This is a genomic window from Micromonospora sp. NPDC020750 (assembly GCF_044334565.1).
GTDB lineage: Bacteria > Actinomycetota > Actinomycetes > Mycobacteriales > Micromonosporaceae > Micromonospora.
In genome coordinates, this window is sequence record NZ_JBIRTH010000003.1 from 520,562 (window position 1) to 533,274 (window position 12,713).

General features: G+C 69.4%; 32 protein-coding genes. 10 read left to right on the forward strand and 22 right to left on the reverse strand.

The window, feature by feature from the left end; translation table 11 throughout:
- Positions 1 to 7 precede the first annotated feature (7 nt).
- Both ACH4T9_RS12800 and ACH4T9_RS12805 read right to left on the reverse strand, forming a co-directional pair.
- On the reverse strand, positions 8 to 331 hold the full coding sequence (locus ACH4T9_RS12800; protein ID WP_396671220.1) for a hypothetical protein: 324 nt from the start codon (positions 329 to 331) through the stop codon (positions 8 to 10).
- Between the two features lie 62 nt (positions 332 to 393).
- Complete coding sequence (locus tag ACH4T9_RS12805) at positions 394 to 771, reverse strand: hypothetical protein (RefSeq protein ID WP_396671221.1); 378 nt, start codon at positions 769 to 771, stop codon at positions 394 to 396.
- 219 nt (positions 772 to 990) lie between these two features.
- Between ACH4T9_RS12805 and ACH4T9_RS12810 the strand changes: the two genes are divergently transcribed.
- Entirely contained in the window at positions 991 to 1,224 is a 234-nt protein-coding gene (locus ACH4T9_RS12810) for a hypothetical protein (protein ID WP_396671222.1), read from the forward strand.
- On the opposite strand, the gene ACH4T9_RS12815 is transcribed toward ACH4T9_RS12810, so the two are convergent.
- The 20 genes from ACH4T9_RS12815 to ACH4T9_RS12910 all read right to left on the reverse strand — a co-directional run bounded on the left by ACH4T9_RS12815 (position 1,221) and on the right by ACH4T9_RS12910 (position 7,314).
- Positions 1,221 to 1,559, reverse strand: coding sequence for a hypothetical protein (locus ACH4T9_RS12815; RefSeq protein WP_396671223.1), 339 nt, complete (start codon positions 1,557 to 1,559; stop codon positions 1,221 to 1,223). The genes ACH4T9_RS12810 and ACH4T9_RS12815 overlap by 4 nt on opposite strands.
- A 9-nt stretch (positions 1,560 to 1,568) precedes the next feature.
- Positions 1,569 to 1,823, reverse strand: a complete 255-nt coding sequence (locus ACH4T9_RS12820) for a hypothetical protein (RefSeq protein WP_396671224.1) — start codon at positions 1,821 to 1,823, stop codon at positions 1,569 to 1,571.
- Positions 1,820 to 1,984 carry a hypothetical protein gene (locus tag ACH4T9_RS12825; RefSeq protein ID WP_396671225.1) on the reverse strand — a complete coding sequence of 55 codons (165 nt, stop codon included), beginning with the start codon at positions 1,982 to 1,984 and terminating at the stop codon, positions 1,820 to 1,822. The genes ACH4T9_RS12820 and ACH4T9_RS12825 overlap by 4 nt, the downstream gene beginning before the upstream one ends.
- Entirely contained in the window at positions 1,981 to 2,163 is a 183-nt protein-coding gene (locus tag ACH4T9_RS12830) for a hypothetical protein (protein WP_396671226.1), read from the reverse strand. The genes ACH4T9_RS12825 and ACH4T9_RS12830 overlap by 4 nt, the downstream gene beginning before the upstream one ends.
- On the reverse strand, positions 2,160 to 2,411 hold the full coding sequence (locus ACH4T9_RS12835) for a hypothetical protein (protein ID WP_396671227.1): 252 nt from the start codon (positions 2,409 to 2,411) through the stop codon (positions 2,160 to 2,162). The genes ACH4T9_RS12830 and ACH4T9_RS12835 overlap by 4 nt, the downstream gene beginning before the upstream one ends.
- On the reverse strand, positions 2,408 to 2,587 hold the full coding sequence (locus tag ACH4T9_RS12840; protein ID WP_396671228.1) for a hypothetical protein: 180 nt from the start codon (positions 2,585 to 2,587) through the stop codon (positions 2,408 to 2,410). Before ACH4T9_RS12840 ends, ACH4T9_RS12835 begins: the two co-directional genes overlap by 4 nt.
- 126 nt (positions 2,588 to 2,713) lie before the next feature.
- On the reverse strand, positions 2,714 to 2,842 hold the full coding sequence (locus ACH4T9_RS12845; protein ID WP_396671229.1) for a hypothetical protein: 129 nt from the start codon (positions 2,840 to 2,842) through the stop codon (positions 2,714 to 2,716).
- Between the two features lie 96 nt (positions 2,843 to 2,938).
- Complete coding sequence (locus tag ACH4T9_RS12850) at positions 2,939 to 3,400, reverse strand: hypothetical protein (protein ID WP_396671230.1); 462 nt, start codon at positions 3,398 to 3,400, stop codon at positions 2,939 to 2,941.
- A complete protein-coding gene (locus tag ACH4T9_RS12855) occupies positions 3,397 to 3,651 on the reverse strand; it encodes a hypothetical protein (RefSeq protein ID WP_396671231.1) in 255 nt (84 codons plus the stop codon). The genes ACH4T9_RS12850 and ACH4T9_RS12855 overlap by 4 nt, the downstream gene beginning before the upstream one ends.
- Before the next feature lie 103 nt (positions 3,652 to 3,754).
- Positions 3,755 to 4,510, reverse strand: coding sequence for a DUF4097 family beta strand repeat-containing protein (locus ACH4T9_RS12860; RefSeq protein ID WP_396671232.1), 756 nt, complete (start codon positions 4,508 to 4,510; stop codon positions 3,755 to 3,757).
- Positions 4,511 to 4,607: 97 nt separating this feature from the next.
- A complete protein-coding gene (locus tag ACH4T9_RS12865; protein WP_396671233.1) occupies positions 4,608 to 4,826 on the reverse strand; it encodes a hypothetical protein in 219 nt (72 codons plus the stop codon).
- Entirely contained in the window at positions 4,826 to 4,975 is a 150-nt protein-coding gene (locus tag ACH4T9_RS12870; RefSeq protein WP_396671234.1) for a hypothetical protein, read from the reverse strand. The genes ACH4T9_RS12865 and ACH4T9_RS12870 overlap by 1 nt, the downstream gene beginning before the upstream one ends.
- 84 nt (positions 4,976 to 5,059) lie before the next feature.
- On the reverse strand, positions 5,060 to 5,197 hold the full coding sequence (locus tag ACH4T9_RS12875; RefSeq protein WP_396671235.1) for a hypothetical protein: 138 nt from the start codon (positions 5,195 to 5,197) through the stop codon (positions 5,060 to 5,062).
- Positions 5,194 to 5,358 (reverse strand): hypothetical protein, encoded by a 165-nt coding sequence (locus tag ACH4T9_RS12880; RefSeq protein ID WP_396671236.1) that lies wholly within the window; start codon positions 5,356 to 5,358, stop codon positions 5,194 to 5,196. Before ACH4T9_RS12880 ends, ACH4T9_RS12875 begins: the two co-directional genes overlap by 4 nt.
- Positions 5,355 to 5,672 carry a hypothetical protein gene (locus ACH4T9_RS12885; RefSeq protein WP_396671237.1) on the reverse strand — a complete coding sequence of 106 codons (318 nt, stop codon included), beginning with the start codon at positions 5,670 to 5,672 and terminating at the stop codon, positions 5,355 to 5,357. Before ACH4T9_RS12885 ends, ACH4T9_RS12880 begins: the two co-directional genes overlap by 4 nt.
- The gene (locus ACH4T9_RS12890) at positions 5,666 to 5,797 is read right to left on the reverse strand and encodes a hypothetical protein (protein WP_396671238.1); all 132 of its coding nucleotides are present in this window, start codon (positions 5,795 to 5,797) and stop codon (positions 5,666 to 5,668) included. The genes ACH4T9_RS12885 and ACH4T9_RS12890 overlap by 7 nt, the downstream gene beginning before the upstream one ends.
- A complete protein-coding gene (locus ACH4T9_RS12895; protein WP_396671239.1) occupies positions 5,797 to 6,114 on the reverse strand; it encodes a hypothetical protein in 318 nt (105 codons plus the stop codon). The genes ACH4T9_RS12890 and ACH4T9_RS12895 overlap by 1 nt, the downstream gene beginning before the upstream one ends.
- The gene (locus ACH4T9_RS12900) at positions 6,114 to 6,443 is read right to left on the reverse strand and encodes a hypothetical protein (protein WP_396671240.1); all 330 of its coding nucleotides are present in this window, start codon (positions 6,441 to 6,443) and stop codon (positions 6,114 to 6,116) included. Before ACH4T9_RS12900 ends, ACH4T9_RS12895 begins: the two co-directional genes overlap by 1 nt.
- The gene (locus ACH4T9_RS12905; RefSeq protein WP_396671241.1) at positions 6,440 to 6,652 is read right to left on the reverse strand and encodes a hypothetical protein; all 213 of its coding nucleotides are present in this window, start codon (positions 6,650 to 6,652) and stop codon (positions 6,440 to 6,442) included. Before ACH4T9_RS12905 ends, ACH4T9_RS12900 begins: the two co-directional genes overlap by 4 nt.
- Entirely contained in the window at positions 6,652 to 7,314 is a 663-nt protein-coding gene (locus tag ACH4T9_RS12910) for a hypothetical protein (RefSeq protein ID WP_396671242.1), read from the reverse strand. Before ACH4T9_RS12910 ends, ACH4T9_RS12905 begins: the two co-directional genes overlap by 1 nt.
- 165 nt (positions 7,315 to 7,479) lie before the next feature.
- Between ACH4T9_RS12910 and ACH4T9_RS12915 the strand changes: the two genes are divergently transcribed.
- The 9 genes from ACH4T9_RS12915 to ACH4T9_RS12955 all read left to right on the forward strand — a co-directional run bounded on the left by ACH4T9_RS12915 (position 7,480) and on the right by ACH4T9_RS12955 (position 12,687).
- Entirely contained in the window at positions 7,480 to 7,722 is a 243-nt protein-coding gene (locus tag ACH4T9_RS12915) for a hypothetical protein (RefSeq protein ID WP_396671243.1), read from the forward strand.
- A 113-nt stretch (positions 7,723 to 7,835) separates the two neighbouring features.
- Positions 7,836 to 8,945, forward strand: a complete 1,110-nt coding sequence (locus ACH4T9_RS12920; RefSeq protein ID WP_396671244.1) for a hypothetical protein — start codon at positions 7,836 to 7,838, stop codon at positions 8,943 to 8,945.
- Entirely contained in the window at positions 8,942 to 9,559 is a 618-nt protein-coding gene (locus ACH4T9_RS12925; RefSeq protein WP_396671245.1) for a hypothetical protein, read from the forward strand. Before ACH4T9_RS12920 ends, ACH4T9_RS12925 begins: the two co-directional genes overlap by 4 nt.
- Before the next feature lie 48 nt (positions 9,560 to 9,607).
- Positions 9,608 to 10,324: a GIY-YIG nuclease family protein gene (locus ACH4T9_RS12930; protein WP_396671246.1), complete on the forward strand. Its 717-nt coding sequence runs from the start codon at positions 9,608 to 9,610 to the stop codon at positions 10,322 to 10,324.
- Between the two features lie 25 nt (positions 10,325 to 10,349).
- A complete protein-coding gene (locus ACH4T9_RS12935) occupies positions 10,350 to 11,285 on the forward strand; it encodes a hypothetical protein (RefSeq protein WP_396671247.1) in 936 nt (311 codons plus the stop codon).
- Positions 11,286 to 11,310: 25 nt separating this feature from the next.
- Entirely contained in the window at positions 11,311 to 11,646 is a 336-nt protein-coding gene (locus ACH4T9_RS12940; RefSeq protein ID WP_396671248.1) for a hypothetical protein, read from the forward strand.
- Positions 11,647 to 11,776: 130 nt separating this feature from the next.
- Complete coding sequence (locus tag ACH4T9_RS12945) at positions 11,777 to 11,980, forward strand: hypothetical protein (protein ID WP_396671249.1); 204 nt, start codon at positions 11,777 to 11,779, stop codon at positions 11,978 to 11,980.
- A gap of 3 nt (positions 11,981 to 11,983) precedes the next feature.
- Entirely contained in the window at positions 11,984 to 12,265 is a 282-nt protein-coding gene (locus ACH4T9_RS12950; protein WP_396671250.1) for a hypothetical protein, read from the forward strand.
- A gap of 26 nt (positions 12,266 to 12,291) precedes the next feature.
- On the forward strand, positions 12,292 to 12,687 hold the full coding sequence (locus tag ACH4T9_RS12955) for an FHA domain-containing protein (protein ID WP_396671251.1): 396 nt from the start codon (positions 12,292 to 12,294) through the stop codon (positions 12,685 to 12,687).
- Positions 12,688 to 12,713 lie beyond the last annotated feature (26 nt).

Sequence of the window (12,713 nt, forward strand, 5' to 3'; positions counted from 1 at the left end):
TCTGCGGTCAGCGGTGGTAGGTGGCGGCGGCGGCGTCGAGGTGGTCGGCCACCTCAGCGGTCACGTCCTGGTCGCGGTGGGCGTACTCCCACTCCCACACGCCGACGTGCAGGGTGTCCCGCCAGTAGTCGTTGATGCGCATGAGGACCGCCATCCAGGCACGTCCGGTGGCGTCCGTGTCAGCGGCGACCCGCAGCGCCCCGTAGATGGACAAGGGCGCGTTGGCCGGAAGGTTGTGTGTGCTCTCGTTGCGCCGGTCGTGTCCACGGTCGCGGATGATCTGGGCGGCGGCGGTCAGGTGGCGGGTGATCGGGTCGGTGTCGACGGTCATCGGTGTCTCCCTCGGACTGCCAGGGCGGGGTTGTGGTCGCCGGTCCGGGTTACGACTCCCGGTCAGTAGCCGCTTCGCCACCAGCGCCGTGACGCGCGGGTGGCCACCGCCCCCAGGGTGGTGAGCCGGTAGCAGCCGTCACGGTCCGGGTCTACCTCCACCAGCTTGTTGGCGACCAGCCAGTTGCGGGTGCGGGTGTCGTTGATGCGGCCCAGCGTGTGGTTGTCCCACAGCTCGTGCAGGGCGGTGGCCCGCTTCTCGGTGAGGGGCGGCAGCGACGCCGGGGTGGTGTTGATGACGCGGCAGGTGATGGTGAGGTCGTTGAGGCTGGCGAGTTTGAGGTGGGTGCCGTAGTTGTCGGTGACGGTCCACATGCCGTGGAGGTGGGTGAGGGTGCCGGTGTAGGTGACGACGGGCTGGGTGGCGATGGTGCGCGGCATGGGGTTCACCTTCTCGTCGGTGGTGGGGTGGCCCCGCTCCCCAGGGGAGCTTCTGGGAGCCCGCAGTCTTGCCGGTGCTGGTTGGGGCTGTGACCCCTCAGCCGGCCGATCCCTCACGGGAGCGGGGCCACGCTCTGGTGTTGTGGTCACCACCGAAGTGGCTATCCACATAGTACCGCCCCCGTGGATTAATGGCTAGCCACATGGCAGACTTTCCCCATGACAGACACCAAGCCCGGCGACAGACACCGCAACAAGCCCATGGGCATTCGACCCGACGACGACCTGCAAGAACGCACCAAAAAGACCCTCGACACCAACGGCTGGACCATGACCGAGTTCGTGTCCGCCTGCATGGATCTCGTCAACCGCAACCCGGCAGCCATGCTCACGCGCCTCGCCGAGTTCAAGCCGCCACGGGTACGCGGACGACCCCCGAAGACGAAGACCTAAGGCATCAGCTCCGCCGCCTGGCAGGCCGGACACGCATCCCCCACCCACCCGCACTCAACGGCGCCCTTCAACGCGTCCACCATGCCCGCCGAGTGCACCGCCATGCCCGCCTCGTCCAGCCACCACTCGCCGCACCCCGAGCATGTCAGCAGCACGCAGTACCCGTCGGCCCGTCGAATCACCGGCGGGCCGTCCACCTGCGCCCCCGCCGCCGCCTCCTCAGCGGCGATCACCGCGGCGAGCGCGACCGCCCTGCCGTGGCAGGCGCCGCAGCCCACCCAGTCGCCCTCGACGAGGATCACCCAGCAGGGCTGCGGCGCAGGCACGAACGGCATCGGTCAGTCCTACTGCCCGAGCGGCACGTCGGTCCAGGCGGCGGTGAGCGGGGTGCCATCCCGCCACAGCTGGTAGACGCCGCCGCCGACGGCCTCCACGTACCAGCCGCGCCCGTAGCCGGTGACGTGCACGACGACGGGCTCACGGCGGGCGAGGGCGGCACGGTGCTGGTCGGCCCGGTCGGCGTAGGCAGTGCCGGCGGTCGACGGGATGACCCGGCGGTGGATGCGGACGGGTGCGGTGTTGAGCAGCGGCGGGGTCATCGGATCTCCCTGGTGGGGCAGTTCTGCGGGCATGGGCTGGTGTCGCGGTCGGTGAAGCACACACAGGTGGGCGCGTGGGCCGTGTACTCGACCGGCCGGCGGCAGGCGGTGCGGGGGCGGCCGTAGGTGGCCACCCCCGCGATCTGCTGGCCCGCGGTCACCGGTGCGCCCTGTCCATGTGGATTTGCGCTTCCTGCAAGACGTCTGCGAGTTGGTCGTCGCGGTCGGGGTCAGTGGCCCAGTCCCCCGCCTCACATGCTGCGGTGATCACACCGTCGTCAGTTTCGGCCACCTCCGCGAACACGGTGCGGAGGTCGTTGGACACCAGCAGCCGGCTCACCGGTCACCGCCTGCCGTCTGATTCGTGTCCGGATCGAACCGGCCGCTGACCATCCCCAGCAGCACCGTCGCCACCCCGAGGGCGACGGCCGCGTACACGGCGCGCGTCACCCACTCGGCGGAGACAGCGATACCGACCGCGCATGTGATCAAGGCTGCGGTGGTGCCGATCGCGGCGAGCCGGGCGAGGTGCGCGAACCCGACGTGGATGAGCTTGCCGAACTCCCGTTCGTCATCGGCGCCGGTCACCGGCCCGCCTTCCCCTGCCGGCCTTTGACTGCCTTCCGGGCGTCGGCGACTGCCGGGTGCTGGTCGAGCTGCTGCCGCAGCCTCTGGGCCTCGGCGCGGTCGGCGGCACTTCCGGTGGTGGCGGCATCCTCCTGTGCCTGCTGCCACGCGCTGTGATCCTGTGCGAAACTCGCCATGGTCGGCCTCCTTCGGGGGTTGGCTCCCGCCGTCGGGCTGGTAACCCGCGGTTGGGGTGATCTCGTGGTTGAGGTCGGGCGGGGCGCGGAATGCTTGTCAGAGGGCTGTCCGCGCCCCGCCGCTCGCTACCTGCTGGTCTTGGTGGTCCTCTCAATCGCCTGCCACCGGGTCTTGCCGGACAGGTCACCGGCCCCCCGGATCGCCTGGCCGACCTGCGTGGCCTGCTGCTCGGTGCTGCTGCTGTTCTTCGCCATGGATGGCTCCTCTCGTATCGGGCTGCTGGTCAGCCGGTGGTGGCCGACCCCACGCGCCGCCGGTGATGGTGTTCGGGCCAGCGGCCATGGGGCTGGTCACACCAGGCGGTCCACACCCACCGCGGCAGCCACCGCCGCACCGGCGGCAATCCCCGCAGTCGACGCGGCGACCGCTATACGCATCCGGCGGTACTTGCGGTACACCGACCACGACGTGCCCGCCAGCCGCGATGCCTGCTGCTCGTGGTCCTCCCGCACCCGTTTGACGACCTCGCCGGGGCTGGCGGCTGCGGCGTAGGCCACGAACCCCCACTGGCCGGACAGGTTGGGCATGAACGCGGTGAGAGCGGTGAGCGTCGACAGCACCAGCGGCAGCAGTGTGCCCGCCGCGACGGCGGTGGCCGCCCATCCGGGGGCCTGGGTGATCGCCGCACCAGCCAGGCCCGCGACCCCAAAGTTGAGGGCCAACAGGACGCTTGCTTTGTTGTCGACGCGCTGGTGGTGGGCGTCGACCCGCTCACATGCCTGGTCGAGGATGCTGCCCGTTTCGGCGGTCACTGCGGGTCGCCGGTGAGGTGGTCGAGCAGCACCTTGGCCAGGGAGGTTGGGAGCTGCCCGCGCTGGATGGCAGCAAGCTGCGCGTACTGGGCGGCGATCCGCTCCCGGCCCTGAATCAGGAGGATGCGGTAGGAGCGGTTCTCCTGCTCGTTCGCCTCGGCGGCTTTGGCGAGCAGGTCGCCCGCCTTGGCGAGGTAGTCGGTTTCCCCTGCCGGAACCTTGGTGGTGGTGTCGCTGTTGTAGCCGTACATCAGGCTGCCTTCCGGTTGGTGATCGACGGCCAGGTGGGGTGGCCCATGCAGGAGGGAAGCCCGCACATCCCGCAGGTGATGGCCTGCATAAAGCTCACGACGGTCATCGCTGCGACACCCGGCCCGAAACGGTTGACGCATCCAGCGCCACCCGAGCCCCCGTGATCCGTACGTCTCCCGACACGGTCCGCACCTGGAGTGACGACTCCTGAACGGCGGTGACCCGCACATCCCCGGACACCGCACGCACCTGCCCGCTGCCTGCGAACGCCGCGACCGTCGTGTCCCCCGACGTGGTGGATACGTCCAGAGAAGCCACTCCGTCGAGGTTGACGTCACCCGACACGGCGCGGATCTGCGCCCGCGTGAGCGGTCCGGTGGCGTCGATGTCAGCGGACGTGGTGTCGGCGGCGAGCGACGACCCGACGGGAAGCCGAGCCTCGATCACGATCGGGCTGCCGCCGACGAGGACACCTCCCCCACCGCCGACGTGGACGCCGTTGACGATGATGTCCCGGCCGCTGACGACCGCGCCGACGACGGTGCCGTACACGTTCCCGCCGACCTGGGTGACGGTGATGCCGCCGCCGCTGCGGAACACGTTGGTCTGCACGCCGCCGCTCTGCATGACGACACCTCCGCCGCCGCTGTTCCGCACCTCGGCGGTGATCCGGTCGCCTTGGTCGTTGATGGTCGCGTTGTTGACGGCGTCGGCGGACGGGCCGGTGGTGTCGGCGGTGGAGATGGTGATCTCGGCGTGGGTGCGGTTCTCGACGGTGACTCGGATGTTGCCGGCGGTGACTCGGGCGTCGAGGGTGATCGGTCCGGCCTGCCGGGCGGTGTGCTGCCTGCTGGTCATGGTGTCTCTTCCTGTTGGCGGGGTCGGTGGTCGCCTGTGGTGACCCTGCTCGGGCCGGGGTTGCGGGGTCCGGCCCGGCAGGCTCACGTACAGACGGTCAGCAGTCGCAGCCGAGGATGTGGGCAACTACCCGCAGGTCGTGGCGGGTGGCCCCGATCTGGTCGGCGATCTTCGGCAGCAGCACGGCGTGGTCGGTACTGCCGAGGCTCCCGTGCACGGTGACCGCGTCGTACAGGGCGGCCTGGTCGTGGGTGAGGGTGAGCGGCAAGACCCGGCGCAGCACCCACCGGATCCGGGCGGCAACACGGCGGCCCATCAGCGGTTGCCCCACGACTCGTTGATGGCCTGCCGGCGGGTGTTGCTGCGGCCGGTGCGAACCCGGACGGTGCGCTGCCCGTCGCCTAGCTCGATGGTGCGGACGCGGGTCTCGCGGGAGGTGTAACCGATGGTCACGCTGGCAGTCATGGCAATGCTCCTAAAGCGGGATGAAAAGGGTGCGCTTGGGTGTGCCGGGCCCCGCCCCCTCGACGGGGCCCGGCAGGGGTGTGGCTACTTGGAGTTGCGGCGCTTGCTGTCGGCGCTGGTCAGGCCGGCGCGGATCCGCTCGGCCTCGGCGAGGTTCCGGTCGTCGGCGGCCCGCTGGTTGCGGTCCCGCTGCGCGTTGATGGAGCGAACGTCGGCGGTCACCGGGACACCGTCCGGGCGATCCGGTCGGTGCGGGCCTCGTACCGCTGCTGATTGACCGGGGCCCCGGAGGTAAGGGCCTGGTCGAAACGCCGGGCGGCCGACTGGAGTGCGGCGGCCTGCGCCACCACCTCCGTGCGGGCGTAACGACTCGGCCCGTTCACCGCAGCACCTCCGTGGCGGTGACCTGACCGTCCCGCACCTCGAAGGCGTGCCGGGAGGCGTAGTCGTCCGGGTTGCCGCGCCGCAGCACCACCTCCCCGAGGGTGGTCAACCGCACCGGGTGCACGCCGGGTGTGCCGACGGGGGCAGCCCGGTAGGCGAGGCTCCGATCGATCGCCACCACGACCAGCAGTCGCAGCTCCCCCACCTCGGCCAGGTCGAGGCCGTCGGGCAGGACAATCGACTCGTGCTGGTCGGCTGACACACCACCAGCGGCGATCAGGTGCAGTGCGGTGGCCTGCGTTGCGTCTACCACCGACGGCTCCTGCTCTTGTCGGCCAACATCTGCGCGGCGGCGGCGTCGGTGTCCTTGGTTGGCGGCTTCGCGGCCCAGTCGTAGGGCGGCAGCGGCTTGTCGTCGGTGCGGTCCTTCCCGGCCATCAGTACAACCGCCCGTTCCGCTGCCCCGAGAACGTCGCCGCCCGGCCCATCAACCGGTACACCCGGTCCAGGTCCCCGGCCGAGAAGAACCCGGGCCGGGTGATACGCAGGTAGGCGCGCTCCGAACCTGGCTTGCACCTATCCCCGTCGGCTTCATCGGCTCGTTCGACGGTGACATCTGCCTCGATGTTTGCGGTGGCGATGGTGCCGAACAGGTGCCTGTGGATAACGGACCCGTCGGGGCTGGTGGTGCAGCGGTCCCGCTGGCACCAGTCGGGGTGGGTGATCTCCGCGCGGGTGGTCTTCTCGTCGGCCATCACGCACCCCGCCTACGGTCGGCGTTGATGCGGTCGGCCAGCACCTGGGCGAGCATGAGCGCCCGCGCCAAACTGGACGTCGACCCGTACGCGCCTTCCACACCGGTCACGTCGATGACCGCCCGGCCCTCGATGACACTCCCGTCGGGGGCCTGCTGGACGCGCTGGGTGACCTGCACCCGCCAGGACGCCCCGTCGTGCAGATCCTCGCCCTCCCAGGTGCGGGAGTAGTGGTCGATAACCCCGGGGTCGGGGTGCTGGCAGGCACCGTCGCACCAGTTCGGCTCGTCGGGCATGAAAAGGGCGGTTGCGATCGTCGGGGCGGTCATCGGGCCGTCTCCGTCCAGGCGCATACCTGCCGGTTGATGGCCTGCCACGTTTTGACGGTGACCATGTCCGTGTCGAACCGGACCGGCTGGCCGTCCATCGTGTGGGTGAGAGTCGGCCACATGGCACCCGGCTTGAGGGTGGCGGTGATGGTCAGGGTGCGGCCGTCGCGGGTGCGGAACTCGGCGGACTCGCTGGTGATCGTCGCCATCACGCCACCGCCTTCACAGCGGCCATGCCCTGCTTGTTGAGCCGGATCGCGGTGACCTTCTGCCCCGACCGGGTCAGGATCTCCGCGTAGCCCTTGCGGGCGATCGACTGGAGCGACAGCCACCCGACGCCGTTGCCGGCGCGGACGATGCCGTTGGTGTGGCCGGCGACGATCCGGCACTGCGGGGCGCTGAGCGGCTTCTGCTCGACACCGGAGCGGGACCGGGCGACCTGCGGCTGCCGGCCGGCGGGCACCGTGTCGGCCAGGTTGCGGCGGACGTGCTCGACCAACTCGGCGACCCGGGCGGTGTCGGCGGCCGACTCCAACCGGTCGAGCAGGTTGTTGATGTGCTCGACCCGGTTGCGGGACGGCAGGTCGTGGCGGCGCTGCACCTCGTGCAGGTCCCGGGTCAGCGCGTCGGTGAGGGCCTCCCGAACGCCCTCCGGGCTGACACCCTGCTCGCCGCCCTCGGCGATGGTGCGGAAGGCGAGGCTGGCGGTGGCGCGGTCCGGGCTGCTGAAGCACAGCTCGGGGACGGGGTTGGGGCCGAGCATCACGTGGATGCTGTGGCCGCCGTCGACGGTGATCTGTGCGGTGATGGTGTACCGGCCTGCGGTCGTGACGACCTGCTCGCCGGGCACGCTGATGACAGCGTTGGACATCTCGGGCTACCTCCCGATCGGGGCCCCGTTGGCGTTGGCGCGCTTCCCGGTGCCGTCTTGCTGATGACCTAACCGTAGGGCCACCCGACTTGCGTGTCAAGTATTCTAGGCATACGATCATAGGCGAAGTTGCGAACGACAGTAGGCAACCCAGACCATGAGGAGGTGACCAACTTGCAAGACGTGATCGACGCGTGGAACGACATCGCCCGAGCTGAGGAGCGGTATCGCGAAACGCTGCGCGCCGCCATCGCCGACGGGGTGCCGCAGGTGGCGATCTCCAAGGCCATCGAACGCACCCGCGAAATGCTGCGCCGCGACGCCATGACCGACGAACAGCGCAAGGCGTTCAACAAGGCCGAAGCCGAACGGCTACGCAAGCGGCGAGTCGGGGACACCCACAACTAGGTCGGGGCCGGGAGGCGCGCCAACGCCTGAACCCCAGCCCCTAACGGAGAGGTAGCTCCGCTACATGCAAAGTACCTGGCGTACTGGTGTGCGATCCCGGGAGGTGTCGCCCCGTGAGCGCTGACACGCCTTCCGACGACACCGCCCGGCCCGACTGGGTTGGCCAGCGCGCCATCGCATGGGTGATCGACGACGCCCCCGTGCCTGCCGACCTAGCGTGGACGCTCATCGTCATCGCCCGCCGCTGCGGCAAAGACGGCAAGGGGTCACGGCAGAACACCAAGACCATCGCCGCGAAGGCCGGCAAGTCGGTCAAGCAGGCGCAACGCGAGATCGTCCGTCTCCGCGAACTCGGCCTGATCGTCTTGGGTGACCAGTCCCTCGTTGCTCACCTTCCGCCGGGTCAGCGCCCAACGGTCTACGACGTGCCGCTGCACCTGAAAGGCCCGAAGCCCCAGAAGGAATCGCGGAACAAGAGCGGACTACGCAAAGGCGAGGATTCCGACACTCCCCCCATAGATGGGACCCCTCCCTTGGAAGGGACCCCCACCTTGGAAGGGGGGACTACCCCTCCCTTGGAAGGGGAGTCGACTCCTCCCTTGGAAGGGAGCCAGAAGAAGCCTTTGAATGATCCTTTGAACAACCCTTCTTCTCTCTCTGCTCGTACGCCGGTTCCACCTCCGCGCGACCCCGCCGACGACCGAGAGAGAGACGACTCGACTTCGTCAGCAGACCCGAAACCCAACCACGACCTACGCCACCAGCTCGTCATCAAGCACGGCTCCCCCGCCCACCTCGCCGAACAGGTCGTCCAGGTCATCGAAGCCGAGAACCCCGGCATCAGGGGCCTCGGCTGGTGGACGTCTCTCGACGAGCGGAACCATCTCGCCCACCACGTTCAGCAGGCGCTCGCCGCCCTGGCTGCCTGCACCAACTGCGCTGGCAAGGGCGAGGTGTGGTCGGAGATGTACAGCACCACGGTCCGCTGTGGCTCCTGCCCTCGCCCCACCGTCGCCCGCGACTACCAGGGCCACAGCAGCGAACGAGGGCTCGCCAAACGGGTCAACGTCCCCGAGGGCACTCACATGGCCGGCTGGGCGCGGCGCAAGTCCGCCGAAGCCGAGAAGGCCGCCGGCTGGCTGACACTCGACACCGGCCAAGAAGATCCCTGGAACGCCGAGCAGCCCGCCATCCTCGACCACGAACCGGAGCCCACCCGATGACCGATCCCACGCCCATCGAAACCCGGTACGCCGGCTGCCGCTTCCGGTCCCGCCTCGAAGCGCGGACCGCCGTCTTCTTCGACCACCTACGCATCGAATGGCTGTACGAACCGGAAGGCTACGAAATCGGCCCCGCCGACCGGCGACGCCGCTACCTGCCCGACTTCTACCTCCCCCAAGCGTCCACCTGGATTGAGGTAAAGGGGTCACCCGACGCAGTCGACTGCAACCTGCTCGCCGACGCGGCCAGCAAAGAGCACGGCCTCCCCCTGACGTTGAGCAGCCGCGAGGGCTGGCCGACCCTACTCCCTCGCATCGTCGTTTTCGGCCCCATCCCCGACCGTCCCCTGTTCCACCAAGGCATCACCCTCATCGACGGCCGTTGGACGGCATGGCAGCAAATGTTGGTCATCTGCGACTCCGGCGACCCCGAGCACTCGCACCACTTCACCGGCATCGGCAATGTCCTTCTGATCCAACGAGGACGAGGGCGCGAACCGAAACACCCGTCGAACCCACTGGGCATGAGCGGCTACGGCTTTCCCTGCCCTGACATCCACGGCGCGTACACCGCTGCCCGTTCGGCCCGGTTCGAGCACGGCGAGCAAGGCTGACCGCAGTATGGCGATGAACCACCTACTCACCCCCGTGGAGGCAACCCGATGACCACCCCCAGCGGCACACTCACCTTCGCAAGCGTGCCAGCCGCCCTCGACACCAACCGGCCGGAAGGCCAAGAGTGGCGGCATCTCGTTGAAGGCGCGGCCCTCGCCATCGTGCTGACCGGCGGCACCGACCTGCTCACCGCTGCTGTCGGTGACCTCCACCCAGCCCACTTCAACGGCGACCACCGGACCATCTGCGAAACCTTCATCCGCATGCACCACGAAGGCGCCGACCTCACCGCCGCCGCTGTCAGATCCCGACTGGCCGGGAGTGTCAACGACGAGCTCCTGCGCGATGTGCTCACCACTCACGAGCGCATGGCGGCACGGCTGCGTCCCGACGAGCCCATCTGGTTGCAGCGGGAGAACCTGAACAGCTTTCTGTACGAGCTGCGACGCGAGGAGACGGTCCTCTACTTCTGGTACGACGCCGCAGGCGTCCTGCTGTACATCGGCATCACTCGGGACCTGGCAGTGCGTCAAACCAACCACGCGAAGCGATCGTCGTGGAGCGTGTTCGCGCGACGGTGTGAGGTGGAACCGTTCCCGTCACGCCGAGAGGCGGAGGTCGCGGAGAAGGCCGCGATCGAGCAGCACCGCCCGCTGTTCAACCGCCAGCACAACGACACCCCGGAGGCTCGTGCCCGGCTGGTGGCGTACCTGATCGAGCATGGCCGCGTGGACCTGCTCGCCCCCGCCGTCTCACGCGGCTGACCCCACCCTTGCGAAGGAGATCACCATGACGGACACCGACAACCAGATCGTTGCCCTCACCGACGACAACACCACCTACTACCTGCTGCCCGCCCGGCCATTCGGTGTCACCTACACGCGCGCCGACACCACCTGGACCACCGCCGACGGGAACACCCTCACCCCCACCCGAACCAGCCCGAACCGCATAGGCGGCGGCTGGCATCAAGCACCCGGACGGGTACAGGACATCACCGTCACCCAGCCCGGCCCGCCCCGCAAGACCGGCTACCGGCTGGACGACCCGGACATGGAGTCGGTGAAACTCCCGGCGACCCTGCCCGCCGACGGGTTGGCGGCGCTCGACTTGGACGACGACACCGCCACCGCGCTTTACCGTGCCGTTTACGTGGACGGGCCGCCGGTCACCCGCCTGTTCCCCGACGACGACATGATCGTGGTCGACGACGCCGCGCCCGCACCCGACGACGGGCTGCGGTGGGTGCCGAACCTGCGCGACGAACTCCGCCGGCATCCGGCGGTGCACCACCTGTTCCCCGGCCACCTGGAAGGGTTCCGGCAGGCCGTTGCGGACGCCGCCGGACGCCTCCCGGTGGTGGGTTCCCGGTATCTCGACGGGGCCCGCGTCGATCGGGAACGGCCGACGGTGGTGCGGGTGTCCACGGAGGTGCCGTACGAGCCGCACCACACCCGGTTCGTGCACGACACGGGCCGCAGCGGGCAGAAGTTGAGGCGCGGCCGGGAGGTGGTGGAAACAAAGCGCCTTGAGGTGTCGGTGCAGGTGCCGGATGTGATTGCCGGTCGGACTCGGGCCGACGCGAAGGCCCGCTGGGATGCCGAGTTGGCGGCAGTCCTGGACACGATCACGGAGGCGTTGACGCCGGCCCCGTGCTGGCATTGCCAGGGCACGGGTGTGGTTGCCCGTAAGAACGCCGCCGCGCCCGCCGTTTCGCGCGGCTGACCCCGACCCCTCGAAGGAGACCACCATGACCGACACGCTGACCTCGCTTACCGGGTGGGCCGTCTGCAACACCCCCGGCTGCCCGCTCGAAGACTCCAACACCCCGGCCGATGACGACATGACCGGCACCGCCGTCGCGCACGGCGTCGAACACATCAACATGTCCGACCACTGGTGGACCCGCACCGATGCCGCCCCCGGCCTGGCCGACAACAACCGGTTGGTGCTGGCCGCTGCCGCGTGGCTGGTTCGTGAGGACGGCCGCGACGACTGCATCGGCACCACAGACCCCCATTGGTTGGGCAGCCAGCTTCGGGCGTCGGACCTGCTGCGCGCCATCGACCAAGCGGCGACCCAGTGACCGCCTCCCCGACCGTCGCCGACGCGGGCGCCCTCGCCGGCCCGAACGCCACCCGCCACAGCCACCCCCGCCCCGCCGTCACGCGCGGCTGACCGCCGAATTGACAGATCATCTATCAACCGGAGGAACCATGACCGACACGTCCAGCGTCATCGCAGTCTCCAACCGATTCACCCAAGCCTCCGCCGGGCAGCCCGACAACGGCCGCGACTGGGTGAGGCTCCGCACCGGCTCCGGCCGCCAGTACGAAGGCCACCGCTCCCCGGACTGCCCCGGTGACGGGGTGCGCGGGCACCAGCACGACATTCGCTGCGTCGAGCAGCCCGAGGGCTGACCCGTGGCCGAACCCCACCTGGACCAACCCGGCGACATTCGCTGGTTCAAGAACGAGCACCCCCTGCCGGTGCTCGGCCCCTGCCCGCACACCGACTGCCAGCACCTCGGCCAAGGCGTCATCGCGTGGGGGCCGTCGTACGAGCGCTACGAGCTGGTTGAGTGCGGCATCGCCGACGACACCACCGGCTGCGCCGCCCAGTGCCGCTCCTGGGTCGACGGTCAGGGGCGTGTCACCACCGCCTGGCTGCACGTTGACACATCCCCCGCCGCCGTACGCGGCTAACCCACCGACACCACGGAGGCACACCGATGAACGACCACGATGAGGCGCATCTGTTCGACGGCCGCGATGAAACCGAAGACGACTACCGGAGGTACCTGATGGACACGACCTGCGACGCCGCCCAGGACGCCCTGCGCGGATACGCCAGCATCACCGTCCTCGGTGCCGCCGCCGACTGCGACGTGCGCATCCACACCGACCCGCACGTGTCACCCCGTCACGCCCGCATCACCACCGATGACGACGGGGGGTTGTGGGTGGAAGACCTCGGGTCGGTGCACGGCACCTGGCTGGAGATGACCGCCACCGGCGGCACCGGGAAGATGCGGGTGCCGTCGAACGGGCCCCGGCGGATGCTGGCCGGGGACACGGTGTGGTTGGGCGAACGGACCGCGGTCCCGTGGACGGGAGACCGCCCGTGAATCCCGCCGCCGAGCCGACCAATCCG

Bases quoted from the DNA above. Each gene is read 5' to 3' on its own strand.
- ACH4T9_RS12815 (WP_396671223.1), bottom strand. From the start codon at position 1,559: ATGCCGTTCGTGCCTGCGCCGCAGCCCTGCTGGGTGATCCTCGTCGAG.
- ACH4T9_RS12895 (WP_396671239.1), bottom strand. From the start codon at position 6,114: ATGGCCGACGAGAAGACCACCCGCGCGGAGATCACCCACCCCGACTGG.
- ACH4T9_RS12800 (WP_396671220.1), bottom strand. From the start codon at position 331: ATGACCGTCGACACCGACCCGATCACCCGCCACCTGACCGCCGCCGCC.
- ACH4T9_RS12855 (WP_396671231.1), bottom strand. From the start codon at position 3,651: ATGTACGGCTACAACAGCGACACCACCACCAAGGTTCCGGCAGGGGAA.
- ACH4T9_RS12860 (WP_396671232.1), bottom strand. From the start codon at position 4,510: ATGACCAGCAGGCAGCACACCGCCCGGCAGGCCGGACCGATCACCCTC.
- ACH4T9_RS12910 (WP_396671242.1), bottom strand. From the start codon at position 7,314: ATGTCCAACGCTGTCATCAGCGTGCCCGGCGAGCAGGTCGTCACGACC.
- ACH4T9_RS12930 (WP_396671246.1), top strand. From the start codon at position 9,608: ATGACCACCCCCAGCGGCACACTCACCTTCGCAAGCGTGCCAGCCGCC.
- ACH4T9_RS12840 (WP_396671228.1), bottom strand. From the start codon at position 2,587: ATGGCGAGTTTCGCACAGGATCACAGCGCGTGGCAGCAGGCACAGGAG.
- ACH4T9_RS12935 (WP_396671247.1), top strand. From the start codon at position 10,350: ATGACGGACACCGACAACCAGATCGTTGCCCTCACCGACGACAACACC.
- ACH4T9_RS12900 (WP_396671240.1), bottom strand. From the start codon at position 6,443: ATGACCGCCCCGACGATCGCAACCGCCCTTTTCATGCCCGACGAGCCG.
- ACH4T9_RS12865 (WP_396671233.1), bottom strand. From the start codon at position 4,826: ATGGGCCGCCGTGTTGCCGCCCGGATCCGGTGGGTGCTGCGCCGGGTC.
- ACH4T9_RS12810 (WP_396671222.1), top strand. From the start codon at position 991: ATGACAGACACCAAGCCCGGCGACAGACACCGCAACAAGCCCATGGGC.
- ACH4T9_RS12940 (WP_396671248.1), top strand. From the start codon at position 11,311: ATGACCGACACGCTGACCTCGCTTACCGGGTGGGCCGTCTGCAACACC.
- ACH4T9_RS12905 (WP_396671241.1), bottom strand. From the start codon at position 6,652: ATGGCGACGATCACCAGCGAGTCCGCCGAGTTCCGCACCCGCGACGGC.
- ACH4T9_RS12945 (WP_396671249.1), top strand. From the start codon at position 11,777: ATGACCGACACGTCCAGCGTCATCGCAGTCTCCAACCGATTCACCCAA.
- ACH4T9_RS12955 (WP_396671251.1), top strand. From the start codon at position 12,292: ATGAACGACCACGATGAGGCGCATCTGTTCGACGGCCGCGATGAAACC.
- ACH4T9_RS12845 (WP_396671229.1), bottom strand. From the start codon at position 2,842: ATGGCGAAGAACAGCAGCAGCACCGAGCAGCAGGCCACGCAGGTCGGC.
- ACH4T9_RS12870 (WP_396671234.1), bottom strand. From the start codon at position 4,975: ATGACTGCCAGCGTGACCATCGGTTACACCTCCCGCGAGACCCGCGTC.
- ACH4T9_RS12805 (WP_396671221.1), bottom strand. From the start codon at position 771: ATGCCGCGCACCATCGCCACCCAGCCCGTCGTCACCTACACCGGCACC.
- ACH4T9_RS12890 (WP_396671238.1), bottom strand. From the start codon at position 5,797: ATGGCCGGGAAGGACCGCACCGACGACAAGCCGCTGCCGCCCTACGAC.
- ACH4T9_RS12925 (WP_396671245.1), top strand. From the start codon at position 8,942: ATGACCGATCCCACGCCCATCGAAACCCGGTACGCCGGCTGCCGCTTC.
- ACH4T9_RS12820 (WP_396671224.1), bottom strand. From the start codon at position 1,823: ATGACCCCGCCGCTGCTCAACACCGCACCCGTCCGCATCCACCGCCGG.